This window comes from Stutzerimonas stutzeri (genome assembly GCF_002890895.1).
Taxonomy (GTDB): Bacteria; Pseudomonadota; Gammaproteobacteria; order Pseudomonadales; family Pseudomonadaceae; genus Stutzerimonas; species Stutzerimonas stutzeri_AB.
Genome location: NZ_POUL01000002.1, coordinates 1 through 26,561, shown reverse-complemented (window position 1 = coordinate 26,561; position 26,561 = coordinate 1). Strand labels below are relative to the sequence as shown.

At 62.2% G+C, this 26,561-nt stretch carries 23 protein-coding genes and 1 pseudogene; 4 read left to right on the top strand and 20 right to left on the bottom strand.

Going from position 1 to position 26,561, the window contains the following annotated elements:
- Positions 1-63: 63 nt before the first annotated feature.
- The 18 genes from pcaD to CXK96_RS03090 all read right to left on the bottom strand — a co-directional run bounded on the left by pcaD (position 64) and on the right by CXK96_RS03090 (position 19,960).
- Positions 64-852, bottom strand: a complete 789-nt coding sequence (pcaD, locus tag CXK96_RS03175; RefSeq protein ID WP_102835064.1) for a 3-oxoadipate enol-lactonase — start codon at positions 850-852, stop codon at positions 64-66.
- A 199-nt stretch (positions 853-1,051) separates the two neighbouring features.
- Complete coding sequence (gene pcaF / locus CXK96_RS03170; RefSeq protein WP_102835063.1) at positions 1,052-2,257, bottom strand: 3-oxoadipyl-CoA thiolase; 1,206 nt, start codon at positions 2,255-2,257, stop codon at positions 1,052-1,054.
- Positions 2,254-3,048 (bottom strand): CoA-transferase subunit beta, encoded by a 795-nt coding sequence (locus CXK96_RS03165; protein WP_102835062.1) that lies wholly within the window; start codon positions 3,046-3,048, stop codon positions 2,254-2,256. The genes pcaF and CXK96_RS03165 overlap by 4 nt, the downstream gene beginning before the upstream one ends.
- On the bottom strand, positions 3,048-3,917 hold the full coding sequence (locus CXK96_RS03160; RefSeq protein WP_102835061.1) for a CoA transferase subunit A: 870 nt from the start codon (positions 3,915-3,917) through the stop codon (positions 3,048-3,050). The genes CXK96_RS03165 and CXK96_RS03160 overlap by 1 nt, the downstream gene beginning before the upstream one ends.
- 186 nt (positions 3,918-4,103) lie before the next feature.
- On the bottom strand, positions 4,104-4,946 hold the full coding sequence (locus tag CXK96_RS03155) for an IclR family transcriptional regulator domain-containing protein (protein ID WP_102835060.1): 843 nt from the start codon (positions 4,944-4,946) through the stop codon (positions 4,104-4,106).
- A 91-nt stretch (positions 4,947-5,037) separates the two neighbouring features.
- Positions 5,038-6,309 (bottom strand): OprD family porin, encoded by a 1,272-nt coding sequence (locus CXK96_RS03150; protein WP_102835059.1) that lies wholly within the window; start codon positions 6,307-6,309, stop codon positions 5,038-5,040.
- A 96-nt stretch (positions 6,310-6,405) separates the two neighbouring features.
- Complete coding sequence (locus CXK96_RS03145; RefSeq protein ID WP_102835485.1) at positions 6,406-7,629, bottom strand: benzoate/H(+) symporter BenE family transporter; 1,224 nt, start codon at positions 7,627-7,629, stop codon at positions 6,406-6,408.
- 261 nt (positions 7,630-7,890) lie between these two features.
- Entirely contained in the window at positions 7,891-8,829 is a 939-nt protein-coding gene (gene catA, locus CXK96_RS03140; RefSeq protein WP_102835058.1) for a catechol 1,2-dioxygenase, read from the bottom strand.
- 73 nt (positions 8,830-8,902) lie between these two features.
- Positions 8,903-9,193 (bottom strand): muconolactone Delta-isomerase, encoded by a 291-nt coding sequence (catC, locus tag CXK96_RS03135; RefSeq protein WP_102835057.1) that lies wholly within the window; start codon positions 9,191-9,193, stop codon positions 8,903-8,905.
- A gap of 15 nt (positions 9,194-9,208) precedes the next feature.
- Positions 9,209-10,330 carry a muconate cycloisomerase family protein gene (locus CXK96_RS03130; protein ID WP_102835056.1) on the bottom strand — a complete coding sequence of 374 codons (1,122 nt, stop codon included), beginning with the start codon at positions 10,328-10,330 and terminating at the stop codon, positions 9,209-9,211.
- A 27-nt stretch (positions 10,331-10,357) separates the two neighbouring features.
- Entirely contained in the window at positions 10,358-11,701 is a 1,344-nt protein-coding gene (locus CXK96_RS03125; RefSeq protein WP_102835055.1) for an MFS transporter, read from the bottom strand.
- Between the two features lie 103 nt (positions 11,702-11,804).
- On the bottom strand, positions 11,805-12,584 hold the full coding sequence (locus CXK96_RS03120; RefSeq protein WP_102835054.1) for a 1,6-dihydroxycyclohexa-2,4-diene-1-carboxylate dehydrogenase: 780 nt from the start codon (positions 12,582-12,584) through the stop codon (positions 11,805-11,807).
- A 72-nt stretch (positions 12,585-12,656) separates the two neighbouring features.
- Entirely contained in the window at positions 12,657-13,667 is a 1,011-nt protein-coding gene (gene benC, locus CXK96_RS03115) for a benzoate 1,2-dioxygenase electron transfer component BenC (protein ID WP_102835053.1), read from the bottom strand.
- Between the two features lie 10 nt (positions 13,668-13,677).
- Entirely contained in the window at positions 13,678-14,166 is a 489-nt protein-coding gene (gene benB / locus CXK96_RS03110) for a benzoate 1,2-dioxygenase small subunit (protein WP_044315803.1), read from the bottom strand.
- Positions 14,166-15,527 (bottom strand): benzoate 1,2-dioxygenase large subunit, encoded by a 1,362-nt coding sequence (gene benA / locus CXK96_RS03105; RefSeq protein WP_102835052.1) that lies wholly within the window; start codon positions 15,525-15,527, stop codon positions 14,166-14,168. The genes benB and benA overlap by 1 nt, the downstream gene beginning before the upstream one ends.
- Positions 15,528-15,737: 210 nt before the next feature.
- The gene (locus tag CXK96_RS03100) at positions 15,738-17,678 is read right to left on the bottom strand and encodes a hybrid sensor histidine kinase/response regulator (protein WP_102835051.1); all 1,941 of its coding nucleotides are present in this window, start codon (positions 17,676-17,678) and stop codon (positions 15,738-15,740) included.
- A 202-nt stretch (positions 17,679-17,880) separates the two neighbouring features.
- On the bottom strand, positions 17,881-18,834 hold the full coding sequence (locus tag CXK96_RS03095) for an AraC family transcriptional regulator (protein WP_102835050.1): 954 nt from the start codon (positions 18,832-18,834) through the stop codon (positions 17,881-17,883).
- A gap of 226 nt (positions 18,835-19,060) precedes the next feature.
- Complete coding sequence (locus CXK96_RS03090) at positions 19,061-19,960, bottom strand: LysR family transcriptional regulator (RefSeq protein WP_102835049.1); 900 nt, start codon at positions 19,958-19,960, stop codon at positions 19,061-19,063.
- A gap of 168 nt (positions 19,961-20,128) precedes the next feature.
- Here CXK96_RS03090 and CXK96_RS03085 point away from each other — a divergent pair, with 168 nt between their 5' ends.
- The 4 genes from CXK96_RS03085 (at position 20,129) to CXK96_RS03070 (ending at position 24,243) form a co-directional block, all read left to right on the top strand.
- Positions 20,129-20,827 carry a CoA transferase subunit A gene (locus CXK96_RS03085; protein WP_102835048.1) on the top strand — a complete coding sequence of 233 codons (699 nt, stop codon included), beginning with the start codon at positions 20,129-20,131 and terminating at the stop codon, positions 20,825-20,827.
- A gap of 24 nt (positions 20,828-20,851) precedes the next feature.
- Positions 20,852-21,511, top strand: coding sequence for a CoA transferase subunit B (locus tag CXK96_RS03080; RefSeq protein ID WP_102835047.1), 660 nt, complete (start codon positions 20,852-20,854; stop codon positions 21,509-21,511).
- Between the two features lie 75 nt (positions 21,512-21,586).
- Complete coding sequence (locus CXK96_RS03075) at positions 21,587-22,768, top strand: acetyl-CoA C-acetyltransferase (protein ID WP_102835046.1); 1,182 nt, start codon at positions 21,587-21,589, stop codon at positions 22,766-22,768.
- A 134-nt stretch (positions 22,769-22,902) separates the two neighbouring features.
- Positions 22,903-24,243 carry a short-chain fatty acid transporter gene (locus CXK96_RS03070; RefSeq protein ID WP_102835045.1) on the top strand — a complete coding sequence of 447 codons (1,341 nt, stop codon included), beginning with the start codon at positions 22,903-22,905 and terminating at the stop codon, positions 24,241-24,243.
- An 88-nt stretch (positions 24,244-24,331) separates the two neighbouring features.
- Here the strand turns inward: CXK96_RS03070 and CXK96_RS03065 are convergent, their stop codons facing one another.
- Positions 24,332-26,293, bottom strand: coding sequence for a methyl-accepting chemotaxis protein (locus CXK96_RS03065; protein WP_102835044.1), 1,962 nt, complete (start codon positions 26,291-26,293; stop codon positions 24,332-24,334).
- 160 nt (positions 26,294-26,453) lie between these two features.
- A pseudogene (locus tag CXK96_RS20890) lies at positions 26,454-26,561 on the bottom strand (IS110 family transposase); the annotation flags it as partial.

Genomic DNA, 26,561 nt, shown 5'->3' with positions numbered 1-26,561 from the left:
TGACTCCTCATTGATCTTTTGCCGGGCCCTTGCGGCCCGGTTTTTTATCGAATCGAGGATCGCTCAGCCGCGCAGAAACGCCAGCACCGGACGGGTGAACTCATCGCCTGTCTCGACATTCGACAGGTGCGCCGCCTCCAGTTCGATCAGCTGTGCACCGTCCACATGAGCCTGGATGAAGCGCCCGTGCTCAGGTGTCGTGACCGGATCGTGGCGGCCACAGACCACCAGCGTCGGTACCTTGATCGCGCCCAGCTGCTCCCGATAATCGGCATCGCGCACCGCAGCGCAGTTGGCGGCGTATCCAGCCGGTGAGGTGCCTGCGATCATCTGGGTAATACGGCCAGTCTGCTCGGGCGAGCGACCGGCAAAGGTCGCTGTGAACCAGCGTGAAATGGCGGCATCGCGCATGTCGCGCATGGCCTGCTCGCCGCCGCGCAGCACGCCGTCGATCCGCTCGTTCCACACCGCGTCGGTGCCGATTTTCGCGCCGGTGTTGCACAGCACCAGACGGGTCAAGCGCTCGCCTGCGTGGATGCCCAGCCATTGGCCGATCAGGCCACCCATGGACAAACCGCAGAAGGCGAAACGGTCGATCGCCAGGGAATCGACCAGATCCAGCACGTCCCGGCCGAGCTGCTCGATGCTGTACGGGCCGGGGGTAACGGAGGATCCGCCGTGGCCACGGGTGTCATAACGCAGCACACGGAAGTGTTCGCTGAATGCGGGGACCTGTGCATCCCACATGTCGAATGTCGTGCCCAGCGAGTTGGACAGCACCAGCACAGGCGCATCCACCGGGCCATCGAAGCGGTAATTCAGTTCGCCATCGGCGAGTTTGATGCTGGGCATGGGAGCCCTCCTGAACGTCGATCAAAGTTGGCCGCACACGCGCGAGAAAGACGCGGTGCCTGCAGTCACACAGGGCCGTGGCGCGGCAAAGGCCGTCATGGGTAGCACTGGTGGGCAGAAGCCCACCCTACACGGGCGCGACATTAACGGCCGTTGTTGGGCCGCGCGGCGTTCCGCTGCAGCCCACCCTGGCGAGACCTCAGACCTTTTCCAGTGCCAGCGCCAAACCCTGCCCCACGCCGACGCACATGGTCGCCAGCCCCAGCTTGCCGCCGTTCTTTTCCAGCGCATGCACGGTCGTCAGTACCAGCCTGGCGCCGCTCATGCCCAGTGGGTGGCCAAGGGCAATGGCGCCGCCCTGCGGGTTGACCTTCGGGCTGTCATCTTCCAGCCCCAGGTCGCGCGTCACCGCCAGCGCCTGGGCGGCGAAGGCTTCGTTGAGTTCGATCACATCGAAGTCGCTCACGGCCAGATTCAGCCGCTCGCACAGCTTGCGCACTGCCGGTACCGGACCGTAGCCCATGACCCGCGGCGCCACGCCGGCGCTGGCCATGCCGAGCACTTTGGCGCGAGGCTTGAGGCCGTACTTGTTAACCGCTTCGGCGCTGGCGAGAATCATCGCTGCCGCGCCGTCGTTGACACCCGACGCGTTACCGGCGGTCACCGTCTTGTCCGGCCCGTTGACCGGCTTGAGCTTGGCCAGCGCTTCGGCGGTGGTGTCCGGACGCGGATGCTCGTCGGTATCAACGACGGTATCGCCCTTGCGGCCCTTGATCATCACCGGGACGATTTCCTCAGCAAAGAACCCGGCCGCCTGCGCCTTGCCAGTACGTTGCTGACTGCGCAGCGCGAAGGCGTCCTGGTCCTCACGACTGATCTGATGCTCTTCGGCCACGTTGTCGGCGGTTTGCGGCATGGCGTCGACGCCGTACATCTCCTTCATCTTCGGGTTGATGAAGCGCCAGCCAATGGTGGTGTCCTCGATCTTTTGTGTGCGGCCAAAAGCGGTATCGGCCTTGCCCATCACGTACGGCGCGCGGGTCATGGACTCGACGCCGCCGGCAATGGCCAGCTCCATTTCACCGCAGGCAATGGCGCGAAAGGCGCTGCCCACGGCATCCATGCCCGACGCACAGAGGCGATTGAGTGTCATGCCCGGTACGGTTTCCGGCAGGCCGGCCAAGAGCGCGGCCATACGCGCGACGTTACGGTTGTCCTCACCCGCCTGGTTGGCGCTGCCCATGAAGACCTCGTCAACCGCCGCCGGGTCGAGCCCGGGGTTGCGCTCGAGCAGTGCCTTGATCGGCGTGGCGGCCAGATCATCGGTTCGCACGGCAGCCAGCGCACCGCCGAAGCGGCCAATGGGCGTGCGTACTGCATCGCAGATATAGACTTCGCGTGTCACTCGTCACCTCCAGCTTGTCCGTGGGCGGCGGCAGTGCGGGCCTCAAGGGCACGCAGGGCCTCCAGTTCAGTAGTGGTCGGCGCCTCGGTTTCGCCCAGTTGATCGGCGAAACGGATGGCCCAACCGGTGTTCTCGATTACCTGTTCACGGGTCACGCCCGGGTGCAGCGAGGTCACCACGAATTCGTTGGACCCGGCTTCGGGCTCCATGATGCACAGGTCAGTGATGATTCCCACCGGCCCATTGCCCGGCAGCCCGAGCTGCTTGCGGTGGTCACCGCCCTCGCCAAAGCCGACCGAGGTGATGAACGCCAGCTTGTCGACAAAGGTGCGGTGCGACTGTTTGAGAATGATCAGCACCTGCTTGGCCGACCCGGCAATTTCCGGCGCCCCGCCCGCCCCTGGCAAGCGAACTTTCGGTTGGTGATAGTCACCGATCACCGTGGTGTTGATGTTGCCGTACTTGTCGACCTGCGCCGCGCCGAGAAAGCCGACGTCGATGCGGCCACCTTGCAGCCAGTAGCGGAAGATCTCCGCGGTGGGCACCACAGTGTCAGCGGTCTCGGCCAACTCGCCGTCGCCGATGGACAGCGGCAGCACGGACGGCTTGGCGCCAATGGGGCCGGATTCGTAGATCAGCACCACTTCCGGTGCGTGAGTCAGGCGCGCCAGATTGGCGGCTTTCGACGGCAGGCCGATGCCGACAAAGCAGACGCTACCATCACCGAGCCGGCGGGAGGCGGCAACGGTCATCATTTCGTTGGTGCTGTAGTCATTGGCGTGAGCGCTCATCACTTGGCCTCCTGCTGCGCGGCCAGCTTGGCCCCTATCTTTTCTTGAAACGCTGAGAAATCTTCGGTACCGCGAATGAACTCATCGATCCAGGCGGTGAAGCTGTCGCGGTCGCGAGCGATTGGATCCCACTGCTGATAGAAGCGGTTGTCGCGCTCGTAGTAGCCATGCGCGTAGGACGGATGCGCCCCTCCCGGTACCAGACACACGGCGCTCAGTGCCCAGGTCGGCAATACGCAGGCATTCATCGGTGCCTGCAGGTCATCGACGATTTCCTCGACGGTGACGATGCAGCGCTTGGCCGCCAGCGCCGCTTCCTTCTGCACACCCAGAATGCCGGCGATCAGCACGTTGCCCTTGCGATCGGCTTTTTGCGCGTGAATCACGGTGACGTCCGGGCGCACGCTGGGAACTGCAGCCAGGGTTTCGCCGGTAAAGGGGCAGTCGATGAACTTGATCATCGGGTTGACCTTCGGCAAATCGGAACCGAGATAGGCGCGCAGGACGGCAAACGGCAGTCCCGACGCACCGGCAACGTAGGCGTTGGCCAGATCGGCATGGCTGTGCTCTTCGATTTCCAGCGGCTGCGGCCACTGCTTTTCCACCGCATCACGCAGGCGATGCAAGGAACCCACACCCGGATTGCCGCCCCAGGAGAACACCAGCTTCTTCGCGCAACCGGCGCCGATCAGCAGGTCATAGACCAGGTCGGGGGTCATCCGCACCAGGGTCAGGTCCTTCTTGTCCTGACGGATGAGTTCATGGGCGGCGGCGGTGGGAATCAGATGCGTGAAGCCTTCAAGCGCAACGGTGTCACCGTTGCTGACGAAGCGATCCACTGCTTCGCGAAGGGAAAGGAGGTCGGCCATGGGTCAGTCTCGTGTGAATAGCGAAATGCGCGTGATGCGCTTGCGATCCACACTACCCATCGAACCCCGCCGGGACAATCCGATAATCGATTAGATGTGCGATTAACGAACACTAACCACAGCACCTCGGTCCGACCAAGACAGGCTCCGCTCGCCATCCGCGGTATTCGGATAACGGCTGCAGCGTCAGTGAAACAGACGGGTGCTCAGCTCCTGGCTTGCCTCCAGTAACACCGGCAGGAAGCGCGTCTCGAGCTCCTGCTTGGTCATGCGGCTGGCGTGGGTGCCGACGTTCAGCGCGGCCAGAACTTGGCCCGCAGAATCCTTGAGCGGCACGGCCAGCGACCGCAGGCCGACTTCCAGCTCCTGGTCAATGATCACCCAGCCCTTTTGTCGTATCTCGGCTATCGAGCCACGGATGGCCTCGGGCGTATGCAGCGTACGGCTGGTCTTGATCTGCAGATTGGCATGTTCCAGATAGTCGTCCAGCGCCGCATCATCCAGTGCCGCCAGCAGAATGCGGCCCATGGAGGTGCAGTACGCAGGCAGCCGGCTGCCGACGCTGAGATCGACCGAAATCAGTCGCTGTGGCGTGGCAGAACGCGCCACGTAGAGCACTTCATCGCCTTCCAGTGTTGCCATCGAACAGGCTTCGTGGAGTTGATCGCTCAGACGGTCGAGGATCGGCTGCGCGGTGACCGCCAGCGGCGTTGAGGACAGGTACGCATGGCCGAGGGTCAGCACCTTGGGCAGCAGCGAATAGGTGCGCCCGTCGGTGGTGGCGTAACCCAGCTTGATCAGCGTGTGCAGGCAACGCCGCACAGCGGCCCGGGGGATTTCCGTGCGGTGGCTGATCTGGGCAATGGTCAGGTGGCGCTTGCGCTCCTGAAACGCATGTATCACCGCCAGCCCCCGCGCCAGCGAGGTCATGAAATTCGGGTCACCGGTCAGCGCTTCGATGCGTTTGGCCGGCGACGCGATGATGGCCGGCGCCATTGGAGCAAGACTGGTGCGGGATTCGTCATTCATGGCAGGCGTCCTTGGCGAAAGCGATGGGCGATTATCGTACTGGCGTTCGATAATCGCAGAGCTGATCACTTAAAGCCAAGGGCTGTAGCTGTTACAAAAGTTGCCAGGTGTAGTTGAAGATCAGCCGATTCTCGTCGATATCGCTGCGATAGTTGGAGCGCGCAGTGACGTTGCGCACCCGTACCGCCAGATTCTTCAGCACGCCGCTCTGGAAGGTGTAGCCAAGGTCCAGATCGCGCTCCCACTCTTTGCCCTCGAAGCCACTGCCGGTGTCCACATTGTTGCCGCGCAAGTATCGCAGCGTGGTCACCAGCCCAGGAATGCCGACAGCGGAAAAGTCGAAGTCATGCCGCAACTGCCAGGAGCGCTCATCAGCGCCAGCGAACTCGTAGGTGGGCACTTCGTTACCCAGCGGGCTGACATTGTTGAAGACCCGGGGAAAGGCATCGTCGCCAAACATCGCCTGGTAGCCGACCGAAAAGGTGTGGCCTCCACGCTTGGCCGACAGCAGCGAAAACAGCGCCTGGTTGTCGATTTCACCCAGCATGCGCTCGCCGTCCTCTTCAGAATCATAGAAGCCGAGATTGGCGCCGAACACCCAATCTCCCACTTGCTCACTGTGCTTGAGGTTATAGAAACGCTGGTTGTAGATGTCCTTGAGCTGCGCATACCAGATCCCGGCGCTGGTGCGCTTGTCGTTGAAGGCATAGTCCGCGCCGGCATAGTTGAAGCGGTCAGTCTCGGCATAGCCACCCAACTGCGGGACATGGCCGAGCTTCGCGCGCATCTTGCCGTCACCCGCTTCGTTGAGCACGCTGGCCGAGCGGAACTGACCGGCCAGCACGGTCAGGCCGTCGATTTCCTGGGATACGAGACTGGCGCCTTGATAAGTCGGTGGCAGCAGGCGGATGTCACTGAAGGTCAGCACTGGCAGGTTCGGGGTCAGCTCGCCAATCTTGAGTTCGGTCTTCGACAGCCGGGCCTTGAGCGCTGCGCCAATGCGACCGAAGTCATCTGCCGCGTTGCCATCACTGCCGGTCGGAAGCAAGCCCGTGTTGACCCGACTTCCGCTGCTGTCGAGCTTGAAGCCGAGCTGGCCAAGCACATCGACGCCAAAACCGACCGTGCCTTCGGTGTAGCCCGACCTGACGTCCAGAATGAAACCTTGCGCCCACTCCTGCGCTTTGGATTGCTGGTTAGGCCCGACAATGTCGGAGAAATCGCGACTGAAGTAATAGTTTCGCGCCTGCAGTGTTGCCGTCGTGCCGTCGATGAAGCCCACCTCGGCGGCATGCGCTGCACCAAGGCTGAGGGTGGTGCCGATAGCCAGGGCGATGCGGGACGGTTTTAACTTGTTTGTCATCGTTATGGACTCGTTGTTGTTGTTTTTCAGGTACACACCGCCGTACCGCCAGCATGAGCGGGCAGACAGACGAGGTTCAGGTGGAAGCGGTGTGGCTCAGCGCGTTGGCTGTTTCTCTTCAAGTACCGGAGTGCCAACCGGTGCGGTTGACCGAGGCCGTCGCGCCGCCAGCAGCAGATGAGCGGCCAGGCCGAAGATCAGCCCCCAGAATGCCGCGGACAAACCGAGCAACGACATGCCGGAGGCGGTCACCAGAAAGGTGATCAGTGCGGCTTCGCGATCCGCTGGCACTGACATCGCAGCGCTCAGTGCACCGCCGATGGCGGCCAGTAGCGCCAGCCCAGCCAAGGCAGCGATCAGTGCCGCGGGAAACGCCGTGAACACCGACACCAGGGTCGCGCCAAAAATACCCAGCAACAGGTAGAACACTCCCCCGGAGACGCCGGCGACATAGCGTTTGGCCGGATCCTCGTGGGCTTCCTTGCCAGTGCAGATGGCGGCGGTGATTGCAGCCAGGTTCAGGCCGTGGCAACCGAACGGCGCCAAGATCAGCGAGCCCAACGCAGAGCTGCTGATCAAGGGGCTCGCCGGCGTCTGGTAACCGTCGTTACGCAGTACCGCCATGCCCGGCACAAACTGCCCAGTCAGCGCCACCATCACCAGCGGCAAGGCCACGCCCACGACGACCTGCCAGCTGAATTCGGGGGTGATCCAGACCGGTGTCGCCAGGCCGATCACCAACGCCTCGCTGTGCAGCTCGCCGCTGGCAACGGCCATGGCAACGCCTACCACCAGCACGGCCATCACGGCATAGCGCGGCATTGCCCGCTTGAACAGCAGATAGGTTGTGAACATCGCCAGAACCAGGCCGGGCTGATCCTTGACTGCCACGAATAGCCCGGTGCCGAAGCGAAACAGAATGCCCGCCAGCATGGCCGCAGAGATCGCTGCGGGCAGCTTGCGAATGATTCGGTCAAATGCGCCCGACAGACCGACCAGCAGCACGATCAGGCTGGAGACCAGGTAGGCGCCCACCGCCTCGTTCAGGCTGATGTCGGGAAGCATACTGACCAGCAATGCCGACCCCGGCGCTGACCAGGCAATGATGATCGGCACGCGGTAGCGCAGGCTGAGAACGATGCCCAGCACACCGCTCCCGATGGACACCGTCCACACCCAGGAAGACAGAATGTCGCGCGGCAAGCCGCCCGCCTCCGCCGCCTGGAAAATGATCACCAGCGGACCGGCGTAGGAAATCATCGTCGCGATAAACCCGGCGACCACCGCCGACAGGGAAAAATCTTGGTACAGCGCTTTCATATCGCCTCGCACGTCAGGCATGGCACTCCGTGACAGTGTCCGGAGCGCTCTTTTTGTAGGTCACGCATTCGACCCGCCATCGGGTCTTGTACTGCACCAGGCACCGTAGGGTGGATGACGCTTCACCCATCCACCGCGCGGCACCACACTAGCGCCAATGCCCTCCTCCGCAGGCGTTGCGTAGAAGCCGGTGGATGAAAAAAGCGTCATCCACCCTACGTCAGCCGCGACATCCGTGCCTGCCACCGCCGCCGCCGCGCCTCACGCCTCTTGCAGAGCCCGCGGGCGATTGCTGCGTTGCTCGGCGGTCGGTGCGGGCGCCTGCTGCAACTGAAAGTCGAATTCGACTTCGGCAAACCGCCCCTGCACCCCGTGAGCCTGCGCCGCCTCTGGATCGTCGTTGAAATGTATGTCACCGATCAGGCCGTCACGGGTGGCGTAGGCGAAGTCGTCCCACAGGTACTTGTCGCCGGCCAGGTTGATCTGGGTGGTCAGATGACGATGACCCGGTGCGGAGATAAAGAAGTGAATGTGCGCTGGGCGCTGCCCGTGCCGGCCGAGCTGGTTCAGTACTTCCTGGGTTGGACCATCCGGCGAGCAACCGTAGCCGGATGGCACGATGCTGCGAGCACGGTAGCGGCCTTCGGCGTCGGTGATGATGCGGCGGCGCAGGTTGTACTCCGACTGGCTCTGGTCGAAGTACGAGTAGTTGCCTTGGGTGTTGGCATGCCACAGGTCTACGGTGGCGCCGGCGAGCGGCTTTCCGTCCGGGCCGGTAACACGCCCCTGGAGGAACATCGTCGTGGCGACACCCTCCTCGCTGCCATCGTCCATGCGGACTTCACCTTCGGCAATCGGCGCGCCGGCGACGTAAAGCGGCCCTTCGATGGTGCGCGGCGTGCCACCGGTCAGACCCACCTGAGCGTCCTTGGCATCTTCCAGCAAGTCGAGGAAATGTTCGAGGCCGAGCCCGGCCACCAGCAAGCCGGCTTCATTGCGCCCGCCGAGGCGATTGAGGTAGTCAACTGCCTTCCAGAATTCGTCCTGGCTGATTTCCAGGTCTTCAATGATCTTCGCCGCGTCGACCAGGATGCGGTTGGTCACGGTCTTCATCCGGCTGCTGCCCTGGTCGTTCTGAAAGCCGCTGGCTTCCTTGAAGAATTGCTGGACTTCCGGGGAGTGGGAGATTTTCACAGTCATGGCTCAGGCCTCATCTTGTAGTTGTGGTAACGCGGGGTCGCTGGCCGGCGGACACCGGCCTTTTGAAAATCGGTCAGCTGTCGTTTTCCCGGATCGAAGACGGGTGCCGACAGAGCGGGTTGACCTCGATTTCCATATAGGGGAACAGCGGCAGCTGCATCAGGGTGTCGTGCAGCTCCTGCACGCTGGCGACATCGAACACGCTGTAGTTGGCGTACTGACCGGCGATGCGCCACAGGTGGCGCCACTTACCCTCGCGCATAAGGCGCTGGGCCAGTTCCTTCTCGTCGGCCTTCAGCTTGAAGGCCTTGCCGGCGTCCATGTCGACGGGCAGTTTTACGGTCATCTTTACGTGGAACAGCATCGGTTCAGCCTCCGGTTATTTGCGACTGAAGAACACCAGGCGCTCTTCATCGAGGGTCAGGCCAAGGCCCGGCGTGCGCGGCACTTCCAGCTGAAAGTCGCGATAGACCGGCGGCTCGGTGACGATTTCTTCGGTGAGCAGCAGCGGCCCGAACAGCTCGGTGCCCCACTGCAGTTTGTTCAGCGTGAGGAAGGCATGCGCCGAAGCCAGGGTGCCGATGGCGCCTTCGAGCATGGTGCCGCCGTACAGCGCGACGCCTGCGGCTTCGGCGATCTGCGCGGTGCGCAGCACGGCACGTGGGCCCCCGTTCTTGGCGATCTTCAGGGCGAAAATACTGGCGGCGCCGTCGGCGGCCAGGCTGAAGGCATCTTCGACGCTCTCGATGGATTCGTCGGCCATGATCGGCGAGGGGCTGCGCTGGTTCAGCCTGATCTGCCCGCCGCGGTTGATCCGCGAGATGGGCTGCTCGATCAGATCAATGCCGTTGTCGCCGAGGATGCGGCAGGCCCGCAGCGCCACCGACTCGTCCCACGCCTGGTTGACGTCGACGCGCACACTGGCGCGCTCGCCAAGGGCCTGCTTGATGGCGATGACGTGCTTGAGGTCAGCATTCACTTCACCGGCGCCGATCTTCAGCTTGAAGATGCGGTGGCGGCGGATATCGAGCATGCGCTCGGCCTCTTCGATGTCCTTGGCCGTGTTGCCGCTGGCCAGGGTCCAGGCGACTTCCAGGCTGTCACGTACGCGGCCGCCGAGCAGCTCGCTGACCGGCAGCCCGAGGCGCTTGCCCTGAGCGTCCAGCAGCGCGCTTTCCAGGCCGGACTTGGCGAAGGTGTTGCCCTTGGCGGCCTTGTCCAGCCGCAACATGGCGGCGTTGATATTCGCCGCATCCTGACCCACCAGCAGCGGACCGAGGTGGCTGTCGATGTTCTGCTTGATGCTTTCCGGGCTCTCGTTGCCGTAGGCCAGGCCACCAATGGTGGTGGACTCACCGATGCCTTCGATACCGTCACTGCACTTCGCTCGGATGACCACCAGTGTCTGCTTCTGCATGGTGTGCATGGCCAGCTTGTGCGGTCGAATGGTTGGCAGGTCGACGACGATTGCCTGGATGCTTTCGATCAGGATTGGGGTCATATCGTTTTCCAATGTGGGTGCTCGGGATCAGGCCTTCGCGGCCGACAGCACCACCGGGGCGGAGTCGGTGCTGCGCTTGCTGGAGAAGGCGAAGACAGCCATGGCCAAGGCGGCGATAACGCCCGGTACGGCAAAAGCCATGAAGTTGAGTTGCAGCGGCAGGTTGATGCCTAGCAGTGCCCCTCCCAGCAGCGGGCCGACGATGGCGCCGTTGCGGCCGATACCCGAGGCCCAGCCGAGACCGGTGGAGCGGATCGACAGGCCATAGAACTGGGCAGCGGTTGCGTACAGCAGGATCTGCGTGCCGATCACCGTGGCGCCGGCGATGAAGATCAGCGTGTAGAGCACCGGCATCGGCGTCTTGAAGCCCAGCAGGCTGATGGAGACTACCGACACGGCGAAGAACACCACCACTACCTTGGACAGGTTGAAACGGTCGCCCAGCCAGCCGCCGAGAATGGCACCGGCCATCCCGCCGAAGTTCAGCGCCAGCAGGAAGGACAGGCTGGAGCCCAGGCTATAACCGGCGTTCGCCATCAGCTTCGGCAGCCATGAACCCAGCGCGTAAACCATCAGCAGGCAGCAGAAGAACGCCAGCCACAGGGAGAAGGTCCGTACGCCACGGCCGTCGCGAAACAGCTCCAGCACCGAAGCGCTCTTGCCTTTCACATCGGTCATCACCAGCTCATCGTCCGCTGTCAGCTGGCGGCTTGGGTCGACCTTGTTCAGCAGCGCCCGGGCCTGTTCACCTCGCCCCTGACGAACCAGGAAACCCACCGATTCCGGCAGATACCAGAGAATCACCGGCAACAGCAGCAGCGGCACGGCAGCAGCGAAGAACATCGCTTCCCAGCCGAAGCGCGGCAGCATGTAGATTCCGAGGCCGGCCGAGAGCATGCCGCCCAGCGAGTAGCCGCTGAACATGACGGCTACCAGCGTGCTGCGCAGTTTCTTCGGCGCGTACTCATTCATCAGCGCCACCACGTTGGGCATCAGCCCGCCGCAGCCGAGGCCGGCGAGAAAACGGAAAATGCCGAACTCGGTCGGCGTGCTGGCGAAGCCATTGAGCACGGTGGCCCCGCTGAACAGCACGAAGCACACGGCGATGCCTTTTTTGCGGCCGATGCGGTCAGCCAGAGTGCCGAACACCAGCGCGCCGAACATCATGCCGAACAGCGCATAACTGCCGAGGGCGCCGGCTTCCAGTGGGCTCAGCCCCCACTCTTTCATGATCACCGGCAACACCACGCCGTAGATGAACAGGTCGTAGCCGTCGAAGATCAGCAGCAGTGCGCAGAGGCACACGACCAGCCAGTGGAAGCGGCTGAAGCGCGCGTTATCGATGATTTCGTGAACATCTACTTTTCGCATGGCAAGACTCTCTATTGTTTTTGTTAGTCGCGGTTCGGCCGCAGCGGTAGCGCTGCAAGCCCGAGGTGCCCTGACGTTGGCCGACCAGGCCGGTCTCTGTGATTCAGCCGAGATCGCCACCGCCCACCGGCAGCGTCACGCCGGTGATGTAGGAAGCGTCGTCCGAAGCGAGAAACAGGATGGCGCCGGCCTGCTCGTCGACTGTCCCGTAGCGTTTCATCAGCGATGAGTCGACGGTTTGATCGACGATCTGCTGGTACCAGATCTTTTCCTGCTCGCTCTGCTCGGCGGCGTTGCGCGGAATGCGGCGCGGCGGCGCCTCGGTCCCGCCCGGCGCGGTGGCGTTGACGCGAATGCCGCGCTCGGCATTCTCGAAGGCCAGGCACGCGGTCAGCGCATTGACGCCGCCCTTGGCCGCGCCGTAGGGCACGCGGTTGAGGCTGCGGGTGGCAATGGAGGAAACGTTGACGATGGCGCCAGCGCCCTGTTCCAGCATGTGCGGCAGTGCGGCGTGGCAGCACCAGAGCGTGGGGAACAGCGAGCGCCGCACCTCGGCCTCGATTTCGTGTTCCTGGTAATGCTCGAAGGGCTTGGCCCAGATGGTGCCGCCGACGTTATTGACGAGGATGTCGAGGCGACCGAAGCGCGCCTTCGCCGCGGCCATGACGCGATGGCAGTCGGCGAACTGCTCGAGATCAGCCGTCAGCGTCAGCGCCTCGACACCCTTCGCCCCTAGCTCATCGGCCAGTTCATGGACCAACTCAGAGCGGTCGACCAGCAACAGCCGGGCACCCTCTTCGCCCATGCGCTCGGCAACACGACGACCGATGCCCTGGGCCGCGCCGGTGATCACGGCGACCTTGTTCTGAAAACGTGTGTTCATCTACCCAACCTCTGGAATGGCGAGGGATTCGGTGGGCAATGCGGCGCAGTTGCCCACCGTACGGCTGGCGAATCAGGCGCTGGCGGCGAACTTCTCGTAGTAGAAGTTCGCCGGCTCCAGCCCCTGCTCACGAATGAACCCGCTGACCGCCTCGACCATCGGTGGCGGGCCGCAGAGGTAGATGTCCACCTCACCGTCATTCAGGTGCTTGGGCTCGATGTGCTGGGTCACGTAACCCTTCTGTGGATAGGCGCTGTCCGGGCTCGCGACGCAGGCGCTGTAGGTGAAGTTAGGGATGCGCGCGGCGAAGGCCTCGAGCTTGTCCATTTCCACCAGGTCGTGGTCGTGGGTGACGCCGTAGATGAGGTGCAGCGGATGCTCGCTGCCGTGCTCGGCGATCTTCTCCAGCATTGCGGTGAACGGCGCGAGGCCGGTGCCGCCCGCCAGCAACAGCAGCGGCCGCTTGATTTCGCGCAGATAGAAGGCGCCAAGCGGCCCGGCCAGGTTGACGCTGTCGCCAGCCTTGGCAAGGTTGGTCAGAAAGCTGCTCATCAGCCCGCCCGGCACGTTGCGAATCAGGAAGCTGACCTCGCCGTCCTTCTGCAACGAACTGAAGGAATAGGCGCGGGTCTGGTCGCTGCCAGGCACCTGCAGATTGACGTACTGCCCAGGCAAAAAGGCCAACTGACTCAGCGACTCGCCCTTGATCGACAGTGCGATGGTGCTCTCTGACAGCTGCCGCACATTGCTGATGGCAGCCTGGTAGTTGGCCTGCTGGGTCTTGCAGATGTCCGAAGCGGCCGGCACGCGAATCACGCAGTCGCTCTCGGCGCGCATCTGGCAGGTCAGCACGTAACCCTGCTCGGCTTCGGCTTCGCTCAGCGCGTCCTCGATGTATTCCTCGCCGAGGTCGTAGCGACCGCTTTCGGCGAAGCACTTGCAGGCTCCGCAGGCACCGTCCCGGCAATCCAGCGGGACGTTGATGCCTTGGCGGTAGGCGGCATCGGCGACGGTTTCGCCTAAGTTGGCGTCGATGAAACGGGTGACGCCGTCTTCGAAGTTCAATGCGATCTTGTGAGTCATGGCGGCGCCCTCAGAGGTGGTACACGTCGATCATCTGGCGGATGTAGTCGTTCTTCAGCACGACCTTCTTGGCCTTGATCAGCGGGTTCTCGCCGCGCGTATCCAGGGTGTAGAAGCTGGTTCCGTAGAAGTGGTCGACCGTCTTGTAGCGAAAGCTCATCGTGTGCCAGTTGAAGCGCAGCTTGCAGACACCATCGGCCTGCTCGAGCAGTTCGAGGTTGCTGATGTTGTGGCTCGTGCGCGTATCCGGAATGGTCGCGCTGGAGCGCTCGGTGCGGATGCGGAACACCCGATCTTCCAAGCCACTGCGGTTGCCATACCAGATCAGCGAGATTTCGCTCATCGGGTCCTGGGTCAGCTGGTCGCGATCATCCCAGGCCGGCATCCAGAAGGTGGCGTCCGGCGCATAGAGTTCGAGCCACGCGTCCCAGTCCTTGTCGTCCAGATAGCGCGCCTCGCGGTAGAGGAAGTCGCGCGCGGCGTCGTAGGAAAGAGTCATCACGCACCCTCCACGTGGATCAGCTGGTCCTGCTCTTCCTTGAGCCCCTTGATCATTTGCTGCTGCCAGTAGTGGTGCTGCAGCACGAACAGGCCTTCATCCTCGGTACGTGCGCCGCTCATCAGCGGATGCAGGTCGATTTCCTGCGCGCCCTCGTCGGCGCCGTCGATCCAGTGCTTGGCACCGCGGGACATGTCGTTCCATTCCATCGCCCTTCCGGCGAAGCCCTGCTGGCAGGCGCGAAATTCTTCCAGGTCGTCGGGGGTGGCCATGCCGCTGACGTTGAAGAAATCTTCGTACTGGCGGATGCGGCGGGCGCGGGCTTCGGCGCTCTCGCCCTTGGGCGCGATGCAATAGATGGTGACTTCGGTCTTGTCGACGGAGATCGGCTTGGCGATGCGCAGCTGCGAGCCGAACTGGTCCATCAGATACAGATTCGGGTAGAGGCAGAGGTTGCGGGAGTTTTCGATCATCCAGTCGGTGCGAGCCTGGCCGACCTCGGCGATCATCTCGTCACGGCGCGCATAAAGCGGGCGGTCTTCCGGGTTGTCCCAGCGGGTCCAGAGCAGCAGGTGGCCGTTCTCGAAGGAGTAGAAGCCACCGCCCTTCTTGCCCCAGCCGCCGGCGCTCATGGCGCGGATGTCGTCGCCCGCTTCCTTGAGCTTTCGTTGCTGCTGGGTGGCGGCGTAGTTCCAGTGCACCGCGGTGACGTGGTAGCCGTCGGCGCCGTTTTCCGCCTGCAGCTTCCAGTTGCCTTCGTAAACGTAGGTGGACGAGCCGCGCAGGACTTCGATGCCCTCAGCGGACTGGTCGACCACCATGTCGATGATCTTTTTCGATTCGCCGAGGAAGTCTTCCAGCGGCGCGACGTCTTCACGCAAGCTGCCGAACAGGAAGCCGCGGTAGGACTCGAAACGGGCGATCTTCTTAAGATCATGGGAGCCGTCGCAGTTGAAGCTGTCGGGGTAGCCGGCTTCTTTCGGGTCCTTGACCTTCAGTAGCTTGCCGGAGTTATTGAACGTCCAGCCATGGAATGGACAGGTATAGGTCGCCTTGTTGCCGCTCTTGAAGCGGCACAGCATGGCGCCGCGATGGCTGCAGGCATTAATGAAGGCGTTGAGTTCGCCCTCCTTGTTGCGCGCGATGAAGACCGGCTGGCGACCCATCTGGGTGGTGTAGTAGTCGTTCTTCTCGGGAATCTGGCTCTCGTGAGCGAGGTACAGCCAGTTGCCCTCGAAGATGTGTTTCATCTCCAGATCGAACAACCGAGGGTCGGTGAACATCTCGCGCTTGCAGCGAAAGACGCCCTTCTCTTTATCTTCTTCGAGCAGTGAATCAAGGTAGTCGAATCCCAGGGACATGGCCGGGGCCTCCATTGTTATTGTGTCTACGTGATGAAGGCTACGGCGCGGGAGACGGCATCAATATCCGATTCCTGCAGCACCTTTATCCGTTTTCTGCAAAACAATGGAGAACGTGGCCCGAACAGGCCGGACGACCTTGCGCAACAAGCTGTGACGCCATAAGCGGCGCCGGGTGATCGCGTCAGTGCGGATTACGAGAGGAGTTGATCAGACGTGCCAGCCGTCAGGGCTGCTCATGACCGCTGTAATCTTCTCGGCCAGCGCGTCCATATCGAACGGCTTGCCCAGTCTAGGCAGGTTGCCGGCGCCCCCTCCGAGTTTGTCGGCGTAACCGGTCGCGAGAATTACTTGCAGTTGCGGATAGCGGTTCCGGATGAAGTCGGCCAGCTGTGTGCCTGTCATCTGCGGCATGGCCTGATCGGTCAGCACCAGATCGACCTGATGTTGCGTCAGCACCTCGATCGCCTGCTCGGCAGAGCTTGCCTCGATCACCTCGCAACCAAGCTCCTCGAGCATTGCCGCGGTCGTCATCAGCACCAGCGGATCATCATCGACCACCAGCACTTGCAGCGCCATCAGGCACTGTGGCTCCGGCTGCTGGACGCTGTCAGGCCTAGCCGGTGCAACCGCACTGACCGCCAGGGGCAACCACAGCTCGGCGGTGGTACCGCGACCCTTCTCGCTTTTGAGCAACAAACGGCCGCCCGACTGAGCGGCCAAGCCATGAACCATCGAGAGTCCCAGGCCTGTGCCCTTACCAACGCCCTTGGTGGTAAAGAACGGTTCCATCGCCTGTGCAAGCGTCGCCTCGTCCATCCCCGAGCCTTCATCGGTCAGCGCCAGGCACACGTAGTTGCCCGGTTCCAAAGGCCCCTCCTTGTTATCGAAGCGGTATTCGCACGCCGAGATGGTGACAGTGCCGGCATTGGGCATTGCGTCCCGTGCGTTCACGGCCAGATTCAGTAGCGCCAGTTCGACCTGATTGGCATCCGCCAGGACGGGCTGAAGCGAAAGCGGAAAGCGCGTTTCGATGTCGATACAGGGACCGAGCGATTGTCTGAGCAGATCCGCCATGCCGCGCACCAGAGCAGACAGATCGACCAACTCGAGGTGCAGTTCCTGGCGTCGTGCATAGGCCAGCATGCGCTGGGACAGCGATATGCCCCGCTGCGCACCCTGGATGGCGTTGTCCAGCAAGGGGACGACTCTCGGGTCGCCGTCCACACGCCGACGGACGATTTCCAGGCCGCCGCGCACGGCCATCAGCAGGTTATTGAAGTCATGGGCGATGCCGCCGGTCAGCCTGCCGAGCGATTCCATCTTCTGCGCCTGGAACAGCGCCTCGCGCGTCTTCTCCAGTGCGCGCTGCGCCTCGACAGTTTCGGTGATATCACGGGTCACCTTGGCAAAGCCGATCAGAACGCCGGTCTCGCTGCGAATCGGGTCGACCACCACGCTCGCCCAGAACCGTGAACCGTCCTTGCGCACCCGCCAACCCTGACTCTCGAACCGACCATCGCGCAACGCGGTGGCGAGGCCTCGTTGTGGCGTGCCGTTCTGCCGATCCTCCTCGGTGAAAAACAGCGAGTAGTGCTGACCGATCACTTCATCGGGCCGATAACCCTTGATGCGCTGTGCGCCCGCGTTCCAGTTGGTGACGAGCCCGGTCGGGTCCAGCATGTAAATGGCGTAATCGGTGACGCTCAGCACCAGCAGCCGAAACTGCTGTTCGCTCTGCTTGAGCGATTCCTCGGCGAGCTTGCGCTCAGTGAGGTCGCGGGTGATCTTGGCAAAACCGATCAGGGCGCCGTCCGGAGAACGGATAGGGTCAACCACCACATGGCACCAGAAGCGCGAGCCGTCCTTGCGCATCCGCCAGCCCTCGCCTTCGAACCGGCCCCTCGCCGCCAGCTCCAGAGTCCGCTGCGGCATGCCGGCCGCGCGGTCTTCAGCCGTGTAGAAGCGGGAGAAGTGCTCGCCGATTATTTCGGCCTCTTCGTAGCCCTTGAAACGCTTCGCGCCGGCGTTCCAACTGACGACCCGACCATCGATATCGAGCATGTAGATCGCATAGTCGGTTACCGCTTCGATCAACAGGCGGTATCGATCATCGAGTCCCATCAGCGTGTTCGACGCGGCCCCTTGCATGCCAATATTCCTTGCCGAGCGATTTAGTCAGGATTATGGACCAGCGCTGCCCGCAGAGGATATGCGCAGCTCGCCAGCTTCCCACCAGCATAGGCACCCCGGCAACGCGAGAGTTCGCCCGCGCGGTTGGAAATCGAATCGCCAGCCAAGCGCCCTGGGATGGCGCACAGCGCAAGCAGTTGCACTACCGCCAAGCGGAAGACTAGTGATGCTTGCGCAGTGTGTCCGACGGCAGCTCACCGAAGGTGCTCTTGTAGCTTTCGGAGAATCGCCCGAGATGGAGGAAGCCGTAGTCCATGGCAATTTCGGTGATGTTGCGGACCTTGGCCGAGGGGTCGCTCAGGCGCCCATGGATCTGCTCCAGCTTGCGTTGGCGGATGTAGGACTTCGGCGTGGTGCCAACCTTGCGCTCGAACAGTGTGTACAGCGACCGCGCGCTCATGTTCGCCAGTTGCGCCAGCTGCTCGATGGAGATGTCGTGTTTGAGGTGTTCGTCGATGTAATCGGTGATGCGCCCGAACGACGGGCAGCTCTCGCTCAGCGGCTCACGGTAGATGTTATTGGCCAAGGTGCAGAGCAGCTTGGAGGCGATGATGCGGCTGTACTGATCCTGCAGCTGAGGCACGCAATGTTCGGCTTCGGCTTCCTGGCAAATCAGGCCCAGCAGGCTTTCGATGCCGTCGAGCTGCTTGAGCTCGTAACGGCTGGCGGTAAATCGAATGCCCTCACCGGGCGCTCGCCACTGGTTATCGGCGCAGGCCTTTTCAAGAAACGAAGCGGGTAACTTGACGATCAGCTTCTCGCAATCGTCGGAGTAGGTCAGGTCTACCGGGTCGTCCGGGTTGATCAGCAGCAGCTCGCCTGGGGTGAAATAGTGCTCCTGTCCACGACCTCGCCACAGGCAATGCCCGCGCTGCAGCAGTTGCAGGTGGTAGATGGTTTCCAGAGCTGGCGAGGTGACATGGACACTGCCGCCGTAGCTTAGCTTGCAGAGGTCGAGCTTGCCGAAGGTGCAATGGCTGAGGCTGGCTTGCGGGTGGCCCGTGCGCGGCAGCTGAATGCAGTGCGAGCCGACGTGCTGATTGACGTACTCCGAGACCAGGTGAGGGTCGACCCGGTCGAAGATCCGGCTTTTGCTATTCAGCAGATTGTCCATCGCGAGGCACTCTTGTCTTTATTATGGTGAGGCCGCGCCAGTACAGCGGCGCCAGGCCTGCCCATACCTGATTCCGGGCATTGGCCGGTCGGTCGGGCTGCGAAGCAAATAACTGCAAAGAGCATAGAAGATCGGTCCGGGCTCCGACATCCCAGACGGCCGGTTACCGCACGCTTTCGAAGGATCCCCTCAGGCCCAGAGCTACTGCTGCCGTGGCCTCAAGCGCTCAGGCAGGACCGTATGGGTAGCTCGTTTCTGCGCGCAAGGTGTCTGCAATCGCCTGCGCCGCCACCGAGGGTTCGTGACCGGGCTTGGTCAGGATGCCAACCGGCCTCTCGATCACCGGATCGGTCAGTGCAACACAGCACGCACCGAGCTCCAGCATCTGCTGACGACACAGCGCCGGTACAGCACTGACACCCAGACCACTGCCCACCATGCGCCCCACCGTTGCCAGCTGGTGACTCTCGAACTGCACCGGTAACTGACGGCCCCGCGGGCGCAGGTGGTCTTCAAGCATGACGCGCACCGTCGAGGGGCGCTGAAGGGTAATGAAGGGATATTCCAGCAAGGCGTCCCAACTCACTTCCGTCTGGCTCGCCAACATCGAGTTAGCCGGCACCACCGCCACGAAGCGGTCGGTGTACAGCGGCGTGAAGGTCAGCGGTGTGCTGGGCTCGGGCTCGAAGGCAATGCCGATTTCCACCAGGCGGTCACGGACCATCTCCATCACCTGCTCGTTGATCACGTCATGCACGGTGACGCTGATTGAGGGGTAACGGTCGCGGAAGGTACGCAGGACCGCCGGCAGCAGGTTGCCGGCAAAGGACGGCATCGAGGCCAGCACTACCCGCCCCTGTCGCAGCGTAAACCGCTGACGCAGCTCATCCTCGGCATTATCCCAATCGGCCAGCAAGCGACGCGCCAGCGGCAGCAGCGCTTCGCCTTCAGGGGTAAGGCTGACGGCACGCGTGGTGCGGCTGAACAACCGCCCTCCCAGGCCGTCCTCAAGCGCCTTGATGGTCAGGCTCAGCGCCGACTGCGACAGATGCAGACGCTCGCAGGCCTGGGCAAAACTCAAGGTGTTCGCCACAGCCAGGAATGCACGAAGTTGTTTGACGGTCATCAGCAGCGTCCAGGAGCAACGGGGTTGCAAGTAATCGACAGGTTGTTTCGATTTATCAATTAATAGCGCTTAAAAATCAACTTAACAAATCCACTCATCAGGGGAAGACTCAAGCCACGACCCCGTCATCATCACGATCAGGTCTCCAACAACAAGAAGGAAAGGTTTATGGCTGGTTTCGACAAGCGCGTGAATTCCTATGCCGAGGCACTTGAAGGCCTCGAAGATGGCATGACCGTTCTGGCCGGTGGCTTCGGCCTTTGCGGCATCCCTGAAAACCTGATCGCTGAAATCAAGCGCAAGGGCACTCGCGACCTGACCGTCGTTTCCAACAACTGCGGCGTCGACGGCTTTGGCCTCGGGGTACTGCTGGAGGATCGGCAGATCCGCAAGATGATCGCTTCCTACGTCGGTGAAAACGCGCTGTTCGAAAAGCAGCTGCTCAACGGCGAGCTGGAGGTCGAGCTGACGCCCCAGGGCACGCTGGCTGAAAAGATGCGTGCAGGCGGAGCCGGCATTCCGGCCTTCTACACCGCCACCGGCTACGGCACCCCCATCGCCGAAGGCAAGGACGTGCGTGATTTCAATGGCCGTCCGCACATCCTCGAGCACGCCATCACCGGTGACTTCGCCATCGTTAAAGGCTGGAAGGCCGACCGCTACGGCAACGTCATCTACCGTCACACGGCGCAGAACTTCAATCCGCTGGCTGCGGCCGCCGGCAAGATCACCGTGGTGGAGGTCGAGGAAATCGTCGAACCCGGCGAGATCGACCCCACCCAGATCCACACGCCTGGCATCTACGTTGACCGCATCATCTGCGGCACCTTCGAAAAGCGCATCGAAAAGCGCACCGTCCGCAGCTAATCAAAAGAATAAGAGGAATAGACGATGGCACTGTCTCGTGAACAAATGGCCCAGCGCGTCGCCCGTGAACTGCAGGACGGCTACTACGTGAACCTCGGCATTGGCATCCCGACGCTGGTTGCCAACTACGTGCCGGAAGGCATGGAAGTGATGCTGCAGTCGGAGAACGGCCTGCTCGGAATGGGCGCCTTTCCCACCGAGGAAGAGCTCGACGCCGACATGATCAACGCCGGCAAACAGACTGTCACCGCCCGGGTCGGGGCGTCCATTTTCAACTCCGCCGAATCCTTCGCGATGATCCGCGGTGGCCACATCGATCTCACCGTACTCGGCGCTTTCGAGGTCGACGTGCTGGGCAACATCGCCTCCTGGATGATCCCCGGCAAGCTGGTCAAAGGCATGGGCGGCGCCATGGATCTGGTCGCCGGTGCCGAAAACATCATCGTGCTGATGACGCACGCGTCCAAGGATGGCGAGTCCAAGCTTCTATCCAAGTGCACCCTGCCGCTGACCGGCGCCGGTTGCATCAAGCGCGTGCTCACCGACCTGGCCTATCTGGAGATCGAGAATGGCGCCTTTGTCCTTAAGGAACGCGCGCCGGGCGTGAGCGTCGAGGAGATCGTCGCCAAGACTGCTGGTGAGCTGGTGGTCCCCGATCATGTGCCGGAAATGCAGTTCGCCTGATCGGCGTCGTTCGAGAGCCTCGTGGTGCGCACAGCGCATGCGGGGCTTTTCCCGTTTCGGATTGGAGAATCTTTCATGCAAGACGTCGTTATCGTAGCCGCCACCCGCACTGCCATTGGCGCCTTTCAAGGCAGCCTGGCGAACATCGATGCGCCTGATCTGGGTGCTGCCGTGATCAAGCGCCTGCTTGAGCAGACGGCGCTCAACCCTGCCGAAGTCGACGAAGTCATTCTCGGCCAGGTGCTCACGGCCGGTTCCGGCCAGAACCCTGCGCGTCAGGCGTCAATTAAGGCCGGTCTGCCCCCTGCGGTCCCGTCATTTACGCTGAACAAGGTGTGCGGTTCGGGCCTCAAGGCGCTGCATCTGGCAACCCAGGCCATTCGCTGCGGCGATGCCGAGGTGGTTATTGCCGGGGGCCAGGAAAACATGAGCCTCGCGCCCTATGTGCTGCCCAAGGCGCGCACCGGTCTGCGCATGGGCCATGCCGAGCTGGTCGACAGCATGATCAGCGATGGCCTTTGGGATGCCTTCAATGATTTTCATATGGGTATCACGGCGGAGAACCTCGTCGACAAGTACGAGATCAGCCGTGAAGCGCAGGACGCATTTTCTGCCGCATCGCAGCAGAAGGCAGTCGCCGCCATCGAGGCCGGGCGTTTCAACGACGAGATCACGCCCATCGAAATCCCTCAGCGCAAAGGTGATCCGCTGCGTTTCGACACCGACGAGCAACCGCGCGCCGGCACCACCGCCGAGTCACTGGCCAAGCTCAACCCGGCCTTCAAGAAGGACGGTTCAGTCACCGCCGGCAACGCCTCCAGTCTCAACGATGGCGCCGCGGCGGTTTTGCTGATGAGCGCCGACAAAGCCAAGGCTCTCGGCCTGCCGGTGCTGGCGACGATCAAGGCCTACGCCAACGCAGGCGTTGACCCAGCAATCATGGGGATTGCGCCGGTTTCGGCCACCCGTCGCTGCCTGGACAAAGCAGGCTGGTCGCTCGACGAGCTGGACCTGATCGAAGCCAACGAGGCCTTCGCGGCTCAGGCACTGTCGGTGGGGCAAGAGCTCGGCTGGGATGCGAGCAAGGTCAACGTCAACGGCGGCGCCATCGCCCTTGGCCACCCGATTGGTGCTTCGGGCTGCCGGGTGCTGGTCACGCTGCTGCACGAGATGATTCGCCGCGACGCGAAAAAAGGCCTTGCCACGCTGTGCATCGGCGGCGGCCAGGGCGTTGCGCTGGCCATCGAGCGCGGCTGAACCAACTACATTGGCCCATAGAGGAGGATTAGCGCTGCGGTCAGGATCGACCGCCTCGACGTATTGAAATGACTGCGGCGCACGCCACGCACGTGCGCCGCCTTAAAAAGAAGAACAACCAAGGATCAATAGCCATGCTCAGCTCCGTTACCGCTTTGAGCGTCAAGCTCATTCAGCGATACCTCCCCTCGCCTTTCGTGTTTGCCATTCTCCTCAGCCTCATCGTCCTCGCCGCCAGCATCCTGGTCACCGGCCAGGGTTTGCCCGCCATGGCCCAGCACTGGGGTACGGGTTTTTGGAATTTGCTCACCTTCGCCATGCAGATGGCATTGATTCTGGTCACCGGTCATGCCCTGGCCAGCGCCCCCTTGATCCATCGTTTGCTGGCGGGCCTGGCGCGAACCGCCCGCACGCCGGGCCGTGCGGTAGTGCTGGTTACGCTGGTGGCGCTGGCCGGCTCGTGGATCAACTGGGGCTTCGGCCTGGTGATCGGCGCGGTGTTTGCCCGCGCTCTGGCCCGTGAAGTAAAAGGTGTCGACTATCCGCTGCTGGTCGCTGCGGCCTACTCGGGCTTTCTGATCTGGCACGGCGGACTGTCCGGTTCCATTCCCCTTTCGCTGGCCACCGGAGGCGCAGACCTGGAGCGCATGACCGGCGGCGTGGTGACGGCCGCCATCGGCGTCGGCGACACTCTGTTCACCACCATGAACCTGACCATCATTGCGCTGCTGGTGATCGGTCTGCCGATCCTCAATTGGGCCATGCATCCGAAAGACCCGAAAGTTGCAGACCCTGCAAAACTGCTCGACCCCGCCCATGAGGCCCTGCCGCGTAACACCCTGGCGCAGCGCATGGACGACAGCCGCATCCTCAACGTGATCATCGTTGCGCTGGCTGTAGTGTATTTCGGTTTCTACTTCGCCGAGAACGGCTTCGCCCTCACGCTGAACATCGTCATCGGCTTGTTCCTGTTTATCGGCCTGGCGCTGCACGGCTCGCCAGAACGCTACATGCGTGCGGTACAGGACGGGATCGGGGGCATCAGCGGCATCGTCATCCAGTTCCCCTTCTACGCCGGAATCATGGGGATGATGGTCGGCGCCAACGCCGAAGGATTGTCACTGGGCCGACAGATCACCGACACCTTCATCGCCTGGTCTTCGGCTGACACCTTCCCGGTGCTGGCTTTCCTGAGCGCTGGGCTGGTCAACGTCTTCGTGCCATCCGGTGGCGGCCAATGGGCAGTGCAAGGGCCGATCATGCTGCCGGCTGGCCAGGCGCTCGGCGTGACGCCAGCCGTCACAGCCATGGCGATTGCCTGGGGGGACGCCTGGACCAATATGATCCAACCGTTCTGGGCGTTGCCGATCCTCGGCATCGTTGGGCTCGGCGCGCGCGACATCATGGGCTATTGCCTGCTGATGCTGGTTTATTCGGGCATCGTCATTTCAGGCTGTCTGTATTTTTTCGGCTGAAAAAAAAGGGCTGGCACCGTAACGGTCCCAGCCCTTCGCTTTTTCGCACCTGTCGCCAGAAGCTGGCTAGCAAACTCGCCCGGCGGCCTCAGACCAGACGGAATCGGCTTACCTGGGCCTGCAACTCACCGCCCAGCCGAGCAAGATCGGAACTGGCAGCCGAAGTCTGCTCCGTAGCCGCAGCGGACTGATCTGCCACATCGCGGATTTTGGACACGCTGCGATTGATCTCCTCGGCAACCGCACTCTGCTGTTCGGAGGCTGTCGCAATTTGCTGGTTCATCTGCTGGATGCTTGAAACCGCATCGTTGATGGCCGTCAGCGCCTCACCGGCCAGCTGTGCTGCCTCGACGGTCTGATCTGCAAGATCACAGCTTTTACCCATTACCTGCACAGCGCCTTCGGTCCCGGTTTGGAGCGCGACGATCAGCTGCTCGATCTCCGACGTCGATTGCTGCGTTCGCCGCGCGAGCGATCTGACTTCGTCCGCCACCACAGCGAATCCACGCCCAGCCTCCCCTGCACGGGCCGCTTCGATCGCAGCGTTGAGTGCCAACAGGTTCGTTTGATCGGCAACGCTCTTGATCACATCGAGCACATTGCCGATACCGGCGCTGTGGTGTTTCAACCGCTCAATGGATTCGGCGGACTCGCCAACCGAGCGAGCCAGTTCTTCGATATGTTCTATGGTCTGCCTGACAACCGAACGGCCTTGTTGGGCCTGTATGTCAGCAGACGACGCCGAATGTGCGGCGGTTTCCGCGTTACGAGCCACATCTTGAACGGTCGCTGTCATCTCGTTCATCGCCGTGGCCACCTGGTCAGTTTCAAGCTTCTGCTGGCCTACACCGACACTGGTTTGCTCGGTCACGGCCGACATCTGTTCTGCGGCAGTGGCGAGTTGCGCAATCCCGTCCGAGAGCCGGGTCAGCAAAGAGCGCAGGCTCTCGCTCATCTGCTGCATGGCCTGCATCAACTGGCCAAGTTCATCGCGGCGATCGACCGTCAGATTGGTAGACAGGTCGCCATCGGCTACACGACGTGCCACTGCAACAACCTCCTGCAAGGGCTTGACGATCATTTGAGTAATCAGCGCCGCACACAGCACGCTGATCACCAGTGCGATCACCGTGGCGACGATCAGCACTGTCCGAACTTGGCGTTGCTCGGTACGCAGCTCCTCGAGCTGACTGGCATAGGCCGTCTGCGCAACGTCGACGATCATCCGGGCGCGCTCGGTCAGTGCCTCTTCGCTGGCGACGCGATCCGACTGTGCCTTGCGGTAGTCGAGAAATTCCGACCGATACTGGTCCAGACGATCGAGCGCCTGGGCTAGCGCTTCGCTGCTGCGGCCGTCCGGCAGGCTGGCCTTCAACTCACGGCCCGCCTGAGCTGAGACGTCCAGCTGGGCCAGCAGGGCCTCTGCGTCGCGCGGGTTACCGCCGCTCACGAAATTCTTTTCCAGCCGGCGGGTATCGAACAACTGCTTGGCAAGGTTGGATGCCTGGTTGGATAGGACCAGGGTCTGGATGCTTTCGGCGTCACCGGTGGCGACAATCTGCTCCTGCACCCTCCTACGCAGTTCCGCCTCGGCTGCATTGAAGCCTGCAAGGGCTTCACGAGCCGCCTCTTCCATGTTGTCTTCGGCCTTCTGCCGTTGACGCATGGCTTCGGCAAACTGGGCAAGCCGGGCCTGGTACTCATTACCATCCTGCTCAATGCGATCCATCAGCTGGATGCTGTCTGCGCTTTCAAAGGACTCACGGGCATCCTGCGCGACGGCGATGGTCTTGTTGACGGCGCCTTTTGCCTCCTCCAGGAAGACCGCATCTCGCCTGAGCAGGAAGTTCTTTTCGCCTTGTCGGGCATCGGAAACGAGCGACTTGATTTCAGCCACCCGGTTGAGTTTGGCGAACCGCTCGAACACGGAATCCAGCGCGTTGTAGCTTATCCACGCGATGATCAAGGTGATCAGCAGCACCAGGCCAAAGCCTGTCAGCAACTTGCGCCGTACGCTCAGATCGAGCAAGAGACTACGTAACCCTTTCATGGGAACCTTCTTTAAGTGTTACAAAACAGAAACGGGACGGACCGCTTTGTATAAGTTTTGCACAGCAAGGTCAATATATCAGCGCCATTATTACGGCGTGCGGACGACGACTGGCATTGCGCTGAAGCGGGTTGTATCCCGGTAGATACCGTCTTCCCCATTACCGAGCAAGGGCCAGTTGAGGGTCGAAACGCTGGCCCGATTTAAGTACCCCATAGGCGATGTGCAGCAGCTTGCGCATCGCTGCACAGACGATTTGTTTTCCGGA